Genomic DNA, 11,032 nt, shown 5'->3' on the forward strand with positions numbered 1-11,032 from the left:
GTTTATGCAAGCTGTGATGAACCCGAAGTACCCGGGCCTCAGTGTCCGGGTGGCTGACGAAGGATTTGACGCGTATGTGTGGGGTAACGACTTCAGCTTTGAGGTCAACGCCTACGGCATGCCGGAGATGGGCAAGCGCGTCGATCACTGGGCGGTGGAGCGCATTGTGCCGTACCGCAAATGCTATGGCATCGATCCCGAGGAATTCGCCAGCTTCCGTGACGCGGCCGACAGTGCGGTGTTCATGGCGTACCTGGATGACCGGCCCGTGGGGCATATCGTGGTCAGCACCAACTGGAACGGCTTTGCCCATGTGGACGAACTGGCAGTGGTATTGCCCGCGCGGCGCCACGGGGTGGCCAAGGCGTTGCTCGACGTGGCGCAGTTCTGGAGCCGCAAGAAGAACCTGCCGGGGATGATGCTGGAGACCCAGAACAACAACCTCGGTGCCTGCCGGTTGTACGAGCGCTGTGGGTACGTGATGGGCGGAATCGACCACCTGCGCTATCGCGGGATTGATCCGCAGACGCGCGAGGTGGCGATTTTCTGGTATCRGTTGTTCAAATCGGAATTGGAGGCGGTCTGAAGCCGGGCGCTGATTCAGTGTGGGAGCTGGCTTGCCTGCGATAGCATCACCTCAGTGTTACTGATACACCGCAGTGTCCGCATCGCAGGCAAGCCAGCTCCCACATTTTTATCTCTGTTGGTCAGGAGAGTGTGTTTGTCAGCAGGCTTTCGGCCTTCTCGGTGACAATCTCCAGCAGCGCATTCAAGGCGGGCGACGCCTCACGGCCTTCCAGCGTCAACGCATACAAGGTCACCCCGATCGGGGGTGACAACGGGCAAGCATCCAGCCCGGCTTCCCGTGCGCCGGTGGCGGTGAACGGGTCGACAATCGCCAGACCTTCCCCGGCTTCAACCATGCTGCGCATCATCTGGTAGGTCTGCACCCGTGTCTGCACCACTGGCAGCGGGCGCAGGGCTTGCAGCTTGCTGTCCAGCAGGCGGCTCAGCGGGTCCTGGCCTTCCAGCCCGATCATCGACTGCCCGGCCAACTCCTGCAGTGCAATGTACTTCTGCCGCGGTTTCAGCCAGCCATGGGGCGCGAGCAATTGCAGCTTGCCGTGGGCCAGTGGCGTGCTGTGGATTTGCGGGTGTTCTGGGTCGTGCAGGCTCAGGCCGAGGTCCGCTTCGTGCAGCAGCAGGCTCTTGACGATATCCCGGGTGGAGTGGCTGGACAGGTTGCACGGCGTGTCTTGAAAGCGTCGGCGCAGCACGGCGATCGCCTGGGGCAACAATTGATTGGCCAGGGGCGGGGTGCACAGCGCGCGCAAGGGCGGGGCATGATGGTGCTTCAGGCTGCTGGCCAGGCGCTGCACCGGCTCAAGGGCGGCGTAGAGGTGGGCGATCTGGCCCTGCAGTTCAAGGGTTTCGCGGGTGGCCTGCAAGCGTCCGCGCACGCTGGCGAACAGCATGAAGCCCAGTTGCAGCTCGGCATCCTTGAGCGTCGCCTCCACATCGGCCACGGGGAGTTGCAACCATTCGGCGGCGGTGCCGAGGTGTCCGGTCTGCAAAATCGCTTGAATGACTTCGATATGACGTAAACGCATGGCCGGAGTCTATGTTCAGTGCGACGTGGATTCAATGGCTTGGGCCCGGGTGTGGAAAAAAGACCCGGCGCGGGAACGACCCAACTAGACTTGCACGATCAAGCCCCTGGCGCCTGCAACCAACAGGTCATACAAAGGGCGTATCAACCCAAGGACTCAAGGGGGAGCCTTATCGATGCTCGGTAAAACAGACACGCGCGGGTTTTCGTCGTGGGACCTGCTGGTGGTGGTGCTGGTGGTTGGCGTACTGGCGATTGCGGTGGGGCCGCGGCTCTTTGGCGACGTGACCCAGGCGGAAATCGCCACGGCCAAGGTCCAGCTGAATGCGCTGGGCAAGGCGGTGGAGCAGTTTCACCAGGATGTGGGGCGGTATCCAACGGATGACGAGGGCCTGGCTGTGTTGATGGTCAAGCCGGAGGGTGAAGCGAAGTGGAAGGGGCCCTATGTGCAGAGCGAGGACACGTTGAGTGACCCTTGGGGCGTTGCCTATCAGTACCACTATCCTCCCAGCCAGACCAACACCCACTTTGATCTGTTCTCGTTCGGCAAGGACCGAACACTGGGAGGCGTCGGCGATAATGTGGATATCGCCTATGGGGAATAAGGTCTTATGAAGCGTGGGTCGTTGCGGATTCGCGGGTGATGATGGTGCCCGACTGAATCAATCTGAATTCATCGCCGTCCAGTTTTTCTACACGATCGCCAATGGCCAGCTTGTAGGTAATGGTGGGCGCCGAGCCAGTCAGGTCGCCTTGGGGCGGGTTGGATTCCTGGAACTCATGCACCGAATAAACGCGACCTTCCGCGTCTCTGGCATGGAACTGTCCGACAAGTACTGCTGCCATCTGTTTAGAACCTCTGGAGATAAACACTCGATTTGCGGTTCTGTAGACCGTAGGAGAGCGGGGTAGTTTACCTATTGAAAAAAAATACTATTCGTTGACTTTTTCAGACATTACTTACAAATCCATCTGCGGTGCGAACGTCCCTGGAGATTGCAAGAACACGCTGGTGATAGCGCCGCGCAGGCTCTATAACTACAAGCTCCTTAAGTCAGAAACCGGGAAACCCCAATGAGCAAGGTCTACACGATTGCCGTACTGGTCGGCAGCTTGAGAAAAGAGTCGATCAACCGCAAGGTCGCCCTGGCATTGGCCGAGTTGGCGCCCGCCAATCTCACGTTGAACATTGTCGAAATTGGCGATTTGCCGCTCTACAACGAGGACATCGACGGTGCTGCACCGCCGGCAGCCTACAGTACTTTCCGCCAGCACGTGCGGTCATCCGACGCGGTGCTGTTTGTGACCCCCGAATACAACCGCTCCGTACCGGGTGTATTGAAGAATGCGATTGACGTCGGTTCGCGCCCTTACGGCCAAAGTGTTTTCAGTGGCAAGCCGGGTGCGGTGATCAGTGTGTCCCCCGGTGCCATCGGCGGTTTTGGGGCCAATCACCATTTGCGCCAGTCGCTGGTGTTCCTCGATGTGCCATGCATGCAGCAGCCGGAAGCCTACCTGGGCGGTGCGGGCAGCGTATTCGACGAGTCGGGCAAGGTTTCGGAAAAGACCAAGCCGTTTTTGCAGGCGTTTATCGACGCCTATGGCAAGTGGGTGGAAAAACAGCACGGCTGACAGGCCGCACGCAAAAAGACCCCGCTTTTTAGGCGGGGTCTTTTTTGTCTGCGGTCAGCCGCTATGGCGCTATCAACGCAACCAGTTGGTCCGCGCCAACTCGATCACTTCATCACCGCGCCCGCTCATCACCGCCTTGAGCATGTACAGGCTGAAGCCCTTGGCCTGTTCCAGCTTGATGCTCGGCGGCATCACCAGTTCCTGGGTGGCGGTGACCACGTCCACCAGCACCGGGCCGTCGTGGGCCAGGGCGCGGCGCAGGGCAGGTTCGAGGTCTTCGGACTGCTCGACCCGAATACCGAGGATGCCCATGGCGTTGGACATGGCGGCAAAGTCCGGATTCTTCAGCTCGGTGCCGGTATCCAGGTAGCCGGCAGCCTTCATCTCCATGGCGACAAAGCCCAGGGACGAGTTGTTGAACACCACCAGTTTCACCGGCAGGTTCAACTGCGCCAGGCTGATGAAGTCGCCCATCAACATGGTGAAGCCCCCGTCGCCGGACATGGAAATCACCTGGCGCCCGGGAAATGCCGCTTGCGCGCCGATGGCCTGGGGCATGGCGTTGGCCATCGAGCCGTGGTTGAACGAGCCGATCAGCCGGCGCTTGCCATTCATTTTCAGGTAGCGCGCCGCCCATACCGTAGGCGAGCCAACGTCAGCGGTGAAGATTGCGTCGTCGTCCGCCAGTTCGCTGAGCAGGCGCGCAACGTATTGCGGGTGGATCGGGCGGCCGGCCTTTGACGGCTCAGCCAGGTCATCCAGGCCCTGGCGCGCTTTCTCGTAATGCTTGAGCGAGGTTTCGAGGAAGCTGCGATCGGTCTTACGGTTCAGGCGCGGCAGCAGCGCCTGGATGGTCTCGCTGACGTCAGCTGCAATGCCCAGGTCCAGGGTGGCACGCCGGCCCAGAGCCTGCGGGTTGCGGTCGACCTGGATGATCTTCGCGTCGGTGGGGTAGAACTGGCGGTACGGAAAGTCGGTGCCGAGCATGATCAGCGTGTCGCAGTTGAGCATGGCGTGGTAGCCGGAGCTGAAGCCGATCAGGCCGGTCATGCCGACGTCGAACGGATTGTCCCACTCAACGTGCTCCTTGCCGCGCAGGGCATGCACCACAGGCGCACCGAGGGCGTCGGCCAGGGCCACCACTTCATCGTGGGCGCCGGCACAGCCACTGCCGCACAGCAGGGTGACTTTGCCGCTGTGTTCCAGGATGTCGGTGAGGCGTTGCAGGTCCTGTTCCGCCGGCAGCGTACGTGGCGCGAGCAGCGCCGGCCACGGCTTGAAGGTGTCTTCCACTTCCAGCAGCGACACATCACCCGGAATCACTACCACGGCCACACCACGATTGAGGATCGCCGAGCGCATGGCGCGGTGCAGCACGTGGGGCATCTGTTCGGGGTTGGTCACCAGCTCGATAAAGTGGCTGCATTCCTTGAACAGCTCCTGAGGATGGGTTTCCTGAAAGTAGTTCAGGCCGATCTCGGAGGAGGGGATCTGCGCCGCGATGGCCAGCACCGGCACATGGTTGCGATGGCAGTCGAACAGGCCGTTGATCAAATGCAGGTTGCCGGGGCCGCAACTGCCGGCACACACCGTCAGCTCGCCGGTGGCGGCGGCTTCGGCACCGGCGGCGAATGCGGCCACTTCTTCGTGGCGCACGTGCATCCACTCGATGCTGTCCATGGTGCGCAGGGAGTCGGTCAGGCCGTTGAGGCTGTCGCCGGTCAGGCCCCAGATGCGCTTGATGCCCGCCTGTTCAAGGGTGGTCGCCAATTGCTGGGCCAGGGTGATTTTCGCCATGAAGAACTCCAATCGTCAGTGAGGGTAAAAAGCTGCTGATCAGTAGAGGACAGTTCCATGGCGCCGAATGCTCCCCGGTTAATGTGAAGAATTGGTCATCGCGGCGCGATATTGGCGGGTGCGCCGGGCGATAAACAGTTGGTCCTTTATCAACGCCAGCAGTGGCGCCACGCCGGGTTTGGCCTGGCGGCCACGGCTCAGGCGGCGTAGCTGATAACGCACCACCGCCATGCTCGCCAGGCTGGCCAGGGGTTTACGTTTCCAGCGGATCGGCGGCAGTTGCGGGTTGAGGTCACGTCCTGCGCGCCATTGCTTGATCAGGTGCGGTTCCAGGGTGAGGGCGGTGGCGATCCCGGCCATGGCGATTCCGCTGTCGAGTACCTGCTGGACGATGGGCAAGCGCCGGATCCCGCCGGTGACCATCACCGGCATGCGGGCGACTTGCGCCAGGTCGCTGGCCATCTCGATGAAATACGCTTCGCGGGCCAGGGTGCGCCCATCGCGGGCTTCGCCTTGCATGGCCGGGGCTTCGTAGCTGCCGCCGGACAGCTCCAGCAGGTCGATGGCCAGCGGGTTGAGCAGTTCGACCACGGCGCGGGCGTCGGCGGCGTCAAAGCCACCGCGCTGGAAGTCGGCGGAGTTGAGTTTCACGGCCACGCAGAAATCAGCGCTCACGGCGGCGCGCACGGCCTTGATCACCTCCAGCAGGAGTCGTGCACGGTTTTCCACGCAGCCGCCCCAGCGGTCTGTGCGCTGGTTGCTCAAGGGTGAGAGAAACTGGCTGAGCAGGTAGCCGTGGGCCGCATGAACCTGGGCACCGCTGAAGCCGGCTTTTTCCGCCAGGCGTGCACTGGTAGCGAAGCGCGTGATGACGTCCTGGATATCCTCCTCGGTCATCGCCTTGGGCTGGGCGAACATCTTCGAGAAGCCACCCAGGTCCAGAGGCACCGCCGAAGGCGCGAGTGCCTGCTGGCCGAGGTTGGCCATGGTCTGGCGGCCAGGGTGGTTGAGCTGCACCCAGAACTGCGCGCCCTTGGCCCGGCCAATGGTGGCCCACCGGCGGAACGCGTCCAGGTGGCGTTCGTCTTCCAGCACCACACCACCGGGGCCGGTCATGGCTCGGCGGTCGATCATCACGTTGCCGGTCAGGATCAGGCCGGGTTCGCCCTCGGCCCAGGCTTGATACAGGCGCATCAGTGCCTCGGAAGGCGCCTGGTCGGCATCGGCCATGTTCTCTTCCATCGCCGCCTTGGCGATGCGGTTACTGACGACTTGGCCGTTGGGCAATTGCAATGCTTCAAAGGGCGACATGCTTGACTCCTCACACTGGGAGCGCTCAGGCTAAGCTTAAAGGTAACTTTAAGGTCAATGGGGTGGGCGATGAATATCGGTGAACTGGCTGAACGCAGTGGCTTGGCAGCCTCGAAGATTCGTTTTTACGAAGCCCAGGGGCTGATCCAGGTCGAGCGGCAAGGCAATGGCTATCGCCGTTATCCCACGCAGACGTTGCAGACGCTGCAATTGATCCAGGGCGCTCAGCGGGCGGGTTTCAGCTTGCAGGAGTTGAAGGCGCTGATGCCCGACGATTCGCCGAGCGAGGCCAAGCGCGCCGATATCGTATTGAGGCTGGAACGCAGGATTGCGCAGATAGAAGAGCTGCAGGCCCGTATGGACCAGAGCAAGGCCGAGTTGCGGGCGGTGATCGCCACGATCCAGTCGCACCCGGAAGGCACGCCGTGCACCCAGGCGCAGGACAAGGTCTGGGCCTCAATCGAGGCGCATAAAAAAACGCCGCGCATCTGACGATACGCGGCGTTCGTTTACAGCAACAAAACCTTAGGCTTGAACCACAGGAATGTTGGCGCTTGCAGCAATTTCACGGAACTCGGCGATCTGGTCAAAACTCAGGTAGCGATACACGTCGCTGGCCATGGTGTTGATCTTCGCGGCGTATTCCATGTACTCCTCGACGGTCGGCAGGCGACCCAGGATGGAAGCCACCGACGCCAGCTCGGCCGAAGCCAGGTAGACGTTCGCGCCGTCACCCAGGCGGTTCGGGAAGTTACGGGTCGACGTCGACACAACCGTCGAGTTCGGCTCTACACGTGCCTGGTTACCCATGCACAGCGAGCAGCCCGGCATTTCCATGCGCGCGCCAGCCTTGCCGTAGATGCCGTAGTAGCCTTCTTCGGTAAGTTGGTGAGCGTCCATCTTGGTCGGTGGCGACAGCCACAGACGGGTAGGCAGCTGACCCTTGACCTGATCCAGCAGTTTACCGGCAGCGCGGAAGTGACCGATGTTGGTCATGCACGAACCGATGAACACTTCGTCGATCTTCTCGCCTTGTACCGACGACAGCAGACGGGCGTCATCCGGATCGTTTGGCGCGCAGAGCACAGGCTCTTTGATGTCTGCCAGGTCGATTTCGATGATTTCAGCGTATTCGGCGTCAGCATCGGCAACCATCAGCTCAGGGTTGGCAACCCAGGCTTCCATCGCTTGGGCACGACGTTCCAGGGTACGCGCATCGCCGTAGCCTTCACCGATCATCCAGCGCAGCAGGGTGATGTTGGAGTTCAGGTACTCGGTGATGGACTCTTTCGACAGCTTGATGGTGCAACCGGCAGCCGAACGTTCAGCCGAGGCGTCGGACAGCTCGAAGGCTTGTTCGATGCTCAGGTTGTCCAGGCCTTCGATTTCCAGGATGCGGCCGGAGAAGGCGTTCTTCTTGCCTTTCTTCTCTACGGTCAGCAGGCCAGCCTGGATCGCGTAGTAAGGAATGGCGTGAACCAGGTCACGCAGGGTGATACCAGGCTGCATTTCGCCTTTGAAGCGCACCAGGATCGATTCCGGCATGTCCAGTGGCATCACGCCAGTGGCTGCGGCGAACGCTACCAGGCCGGAACCGGCCGGGAACGAAATGCCCATTGGGAAACGGGTGTGGGAGTCACCACCGGTACCGACGGTGTCCGGCAGCAGCATGCGGTTCAGCCAGCTGTGGATGATGCCGTCGCCTGGACGCAGCGATACACCGCCACGGGTCATGATGAAGTCAGGCAGGGTGTGGTGGGTGGTCACGTCGATCGGCTTTGGATAGGCCGCGGTGTGGCAGAACGACTGCATTACCAGATCGGTCGAGAAGCCCAGGCACGCCAGGTCTTTCAGTTCGTCACGGGTCATAGGACCGGTGGTGTCCTGGGAGCCCACGGTGGTCATCTTCGGTTCGCAGTAGGTGCCTGGACGAACGCCAGCCACACCGCACGCCTTGCCGACCATTTTCTGCGCCAGGGTGTAGCCCTTGTCGCTTTCAGCCGGAGCTTCCGGCAGTTTGAACAGGGTCGAAGGTGGCAGACCCAGCTCAACGCGAGCCTTTTCGGTCAGGCCACGGCCGATGATCAGCGGAATACGACCGCCGGCACGGACTTCGTCCAACAGGACCGGGGTCTTCATTTCGAAGGTGGTCAGGACTTCATCGCTGTTGTGCTTGGTGACTTTGCCAGCATGCGGGTACAGGTCGATCACGTCGCCCATGTTCATGTTGGTGACGTCGAACTCGATTGGCAGTGCGCCGGCATCTTCCATGGTGTTGTAGAAGATCGGAGCGATCTTGCTGCCGAAGCAGAAACCGCCAGCGCGCTTGTTCGGCACGTAAGGAACGTCGTCGCCGAAGAACCACAGCACCGAGTTGGTGGCCGATTTACGCGACGAACCGGTACCGACCACGTCACCGACGTAGGCGATCGGGAAGCCTTGGCCGCGCATTTCTTCGATCTGCTTCATCGGGCCGGTCTTGCCTTGCTCATCCGGCACGATGCCTTCACGGGCCATTTTCAGCATGGCCAGGGCGTGCAGCGGGATGTCAGGACGGGACCAGGCGTCCGGGGCAGGGGACAGGTCGTCGGTGTTGGTTTCGCCGGTGACCTTGAACACGCGCAGGCTGATCTTGTCGGCCAGGGTCGGGCGGTTCTTGAACCACTCGCCGTCGGCCCAGGACTGGATCACGGCTTTGGCGTGTTCGTTGCCGTTCTTGGCTTTTTCCGCGACGTCGTGGAACGCATCGAACATCAACAGGGTGTGCTTGAGTTGGGCGGCAGCGACGGGCGCCAGTTCGGCGTCGTCCAGCAGCTCGACCAGGGTCACGATGTTGTAGCCGCCTTGCATGGTGCCGAGCAGTTCAACAGCGCGTTTCTTGTCGATCAGGGGAGAAGTGGCTTCGCCCTTGGCCAGGGCAGACAGGAAACCGGCCTTGACGTAGGCAGCTTCGTCAACGCCTGGTGGAATGCGGTTGGTGATCAGGTCAACGAGGAATTCTTCTTCGCCAGCCGGGGGATTTTTCAGCAGCTCGACCAGGCCTGCGGTTTGTTCGGCATTAAGCGGCTGGGGAACGATACCCAGGGCTGCACGCTCTTCGATATGTTTGCGGTAGGCTTCAAGCACAGTTATTACCCTCATCAGTGGTCCCACGGGACGCTCATCCAGAAATGCACGGCACGCATGCGCTCGGGGGCTTTTTGGGCCGTAGAGCCAGCGCTGCCGGCAATCCTCACAGAAGCTGCTTTCAAAGTTTTACGCCTGCAGAACGGAGCTGATGAGGGTTGGCGCTGGCTATTTACCGGGTAAATAACCATCGCCAACACCGTTCTTTAGGAACGACTGTGCTCGTGACGCTTTGAAAACAGCTTCCAACGGATTATTGGCGCCTTACAAGGCCGGGTGATTCTACGGCAAAAAATTTCTAAACGTAAGTTGCCGCGCCAAGTTTGCAGGGTGATGAACCTTAGACAAAGGGCTAACATGTGCAACTGTTTCGCTGATTTGTGCGTTGTCGACCATGTCCAACCAAACCATCAAGACCCCCTGCGTAGGCCTGTGCTCCACGGTTTACGGCGATCTTGTGTGCCGGGGGTGTAAGCGGTTTCACCATGAGGTGATTCAGTGGAACGGGTATAACGAGGAAGAAAAACGTGCGGTCTGGCTGAGGCTGGAGCAGTTGTTGGTGCAGGTGATGGCGGGGAAGGTTGAGGTGTTTGACCCCAAAATGCTTCGGGGGCAGCTTGAACAGCGCAAGATTCGGTTTGTGCCGCATCAGTCGGAGTACTGCTGGGCCTATCAGTTGATTGCCCGGGGGGCGCGGGTGATCAGCAATCTTGAGGCTTACGGGATGGTGTTGATGCCGGAATTTCGGGAGTGGGGGTTGCCTGAGTTGCGGGATGCCATTGATCGGGAGTTTTTTATTTTGTCTGAGGCGCATTATCAGCGGTATATCGCGCCGGGGTTTCTCAGGGATGCCTTGTGATTGAGTACATATCCGTTATTTGGGTAACGGCCACCTATGGTTTCGCTCTTACAGCGACTCACTTTGGAAAAGCCCCAAAGTAAGCAAAGGGCTCTGCCCCGCCTGTCGGCACCTCGCTCAGGCTCGGTGTTCCCTCACTCCGGCATTGCTCCGCGGGCCGCCGCGACGGGGCGTCCCTGCCCCGTCGCGGCTAAACCGGCGTCCTGCCGGTTTACCCGCTCCTCAATCCCTGCGTTCGGCCTCGGGCTTATTGGGGCAGTCAGAGCCAGATCAAGATCAAAAGCAAGAGCACAGCGGCCTACAGGCCGGCTTGAGTGGTAGAAGCCAGAGCAAAAGCCAAAGCCAAAGCCAAATCGAAAACCAAATCTGAAACTGCTGCAGCTCTGCTTTTCTGTGGGAGCTGGCTTGCCTGCGATGCAGACACCTCGGTTTTTCAGGTACACCCAGTTGATGCCATCGCAGGCAAGCCAGCTCCCACATTTGACCGTGCCCGCTGTAGATTTTGATCTTGATGTTGCCTTTGCTTCACACCACTCAAGCCGGCCTGTAGGCCGCTGTGCTGTTGATCTGCTTTTGATCTTGATCTTRGGCGCCCCGTTAAACCACGCTGGCCGAACGCAGGTAGTACGGAGCGGGTAAACCGGCAGGACGCCGGTTTAGCCGCGACGGGGCAGGGACGCCCCGTCGCGGCGGCCCGC

At 60.6% G+C, this 11,032-nt stretch carries 10 protein-coding genes; 5 read left to right on the forward strand and 5 right to left on the reverse strand.

The window, feature by feature from the left end; translation table 11 throughout:
- The first annotated feature begins 16 nt into the window (after positions 1-16).
- Entirely contained in the window at positions 17-586 is a 570-nt protein-coding gene (locus P3C29_RS30340; protein ID WP_275966228.1) for a GNAT family N-acetyltransferase, read from the forward strand.
- Between the two features lie 121 nt (positions 587-707).
- On the opposite strand, the gene P3C29_RS30345 is transcribed toward P3C29_RS30340, so the two are convergent.
- Positions 708-1,610 (reverse strand): LysR substrate-binding domain-containing protein, encoded by a 903-nt coding sequence (locus P3C29_RS30345; protein WP_169388549.1) that lies wholly within the window; start codon positions 1,608-1,610, stop codon positions 708-710.
- Between the two features lie 175 nt (positions 1,611-1,785).
- Here P3C29_RS30345 and gspG point away from each other — a divergent pair, with 175 nt between their 5' ends.
- Entirely contained in the window at positions 1,786-2,214 is a 429-nt protein-coding gene (gspG, locus tag P3C29_RS30350) for a type II secretion system major pseudopilin GspG (protein WP_275966225.1), read from the forward strand.
- Between the two features lie 4 nt (positions 2,215-2,218).
- On the opposite strand, the gene P3C29_RS30355 is transcribed toward gspG, so the two are convergent.
- The gene (locus P3C29_RS30355; protein ID WP_010171188.1) at positions 2,219-2,455 is read right to left on the reverse strand and encodes a hypothetical protein; all 237 of its coding nucleotides are present in this window, start codon (positions 2,453-2,455) and stop codon (positions 2,219-2,221) included.
- 228 nt (positions 2,456-2,683) lie between these two features.
- Here P3C29_RS30355 and P3C29_RS30360 point away from each other — a divergent pair, with 228 nt between their 5' ends.
- Positions 2,684-3,241, forward strand: coding sequence for an NAD(P)H-dependent oxidoreductase (locus P3C29_RS30360; RefSeq protein WP_010171186.1), 558 nt, complete (start codon positions 2,684-2,686; stop codon positions 3,239-3,241).
- A 72-nt stretch (positions 3,242-3,313) separates the two neighbouring features.
- On the opposite strand, the gene poxB is transcribed toward P3C29_RS30360, so the two are convergent.
- Together poxB and P3C29_RS30370 are read right to left on the reverse strand one after the other, a co-directional pair.
- Entirely contained in the window at positions 3,314-5,038 is a 1,725-nt protein-coding gene (poxB, locus tag P3C29_RS30365) for a ubiquinone-dependent pyruvate dehydrogenase (RefSeq protein ID WP_201124199.1), read from the reverse strand.
- Between the two features lie 78 nt (positions 5,039-5,116).
- Positions 5,117-6,349: an NADH:flavin oxidoreductase/NADH oxidase family protein gene (locus P3C29_RS30370; RefSeq protein WP_275966226.1), complete on the reverse strand. Its 1,233-nt coding sequence runs from the start codon at positions 6,347-6,349 to the stop codon at positions 5,117-5,119.
- A gap of 69 nt (positions 6,350-6,418) precedes the next feature.
- Between P3C29_RS30370 and P3C29_RS30375 the strand changes: the two genes are divergently transcribed.
- Positions 6,419-6,841 (forward strand): MerR family transcriptional regulator, encoded by a 423-nt coding sequence (locus tag P3C29_RS30375; protein WP_275966227.1) that lies wholly within the window; start codon positions 6,419-6,421, stop codon positions 6,839-6,841.
- Positions 6,842-6,874: 33 nt separating this feature from the next.
- Here the strand turns inward: P3C29_RS30375 and acnB are convergent, their stop codons facing one another.
- Positions 6,875-9,475, reverse strand: a complete 2,601-nt coding sequence (gene acnB, locus P3C29_RS30380; protein ID WP_201126182.1) for a bifunctional aconitate hydratase 2/2-methylisocitrate dehydratase — start codon at positions 9,473-9,475, stop codon at positions 6,875-6,877.
- Between the two features lie 394 nt (positions 9,476-9,869).
- On the opposite strand from acnB, the gene P3C29_RS30385 reads away from it, so the two are divergent.
- Positions 9,870-10,334 carry a DUF1289 domain-containing protein gene (locus tag P3C29_RS30385; RefSeq protein ID WP_010171178.1) on the forward strand — a complete coding sequence of 155 codons (465 nt, stop codon included), beginning with the start codon at positions 9,870-9,872 and terminating at the stop codon, positions 10,332-10,334.
- Positions 10,335-11,032 lie beyond the last annotated feature (698 nt).

This window comes from Pseudomonas sp. 1912-s, from assembly GCF_029269205.1.
Taxonomy (GTDB): Bacteria; Pseudomonadota; Gammaproteobacteria; order Pseudomonadales; family Pseudomonadaceae; genus Aquipseudomonas.

Bases quoted from the DNA above. Each gene is read 5' to 3' on its own strand.
- P3C29_RS30375 (WP_275966227.1), top strand. From the start codon at position 6,419: ATGAATATCGGTGAACTGGCTGAACGCAGTGGCTTGGCAGCCTCGAAG.
- P3C29_RS30345 (WP_169388549.1), bottom strand. From the start codon at position 1,610: ATGCGTTTACGTCATATCGAAGTCATTCAAGCGATTTTGCAGACCGGA.
- poxB (WP_201124199.1), bottom strand. From the start codon at position 5,038: ATGGCGAAAATCACCCTGGCCCAGCAATTGGCGACCACCCTTGAACAG.
- gspG (WP_275966225.1), top strand. From the start codon at position 1,786: ATGCTCGGTAAAACAGACACGCGCGGGTTTTCGTCGTGGGACCTGCTG.
- P3C29_RS30360 (WP_010171186.1), top strand. From the start codon at position 2,684: ATGAGCAAGGTCTACACGATTGCCGTACTGGTCGGCAGCTTGAGAAAA.
- P3C29_RS30370 (WP_275966226.1), bottom strand. From the start codon at position 6,349: ATGTCGCCCTTTGAAGCATTGCAATTGCCCAACGGCCAAGTCGTCAGT.
- P3C29_RS30385 (WP_010171178.1), top strand. From the start codon at position 9,870: ATGTCCAACCAAACCATCAAGACCCCCTGCGTAGGCCTGTGCTCCACG.
- P3C29_RS30355 (WP_010171188.1), bottom strand. From the start codon at position 2,455: ATGGCAGCAGTACTTGTCGGACAGTTCCATGCCAGAGACGCGGAAGGT.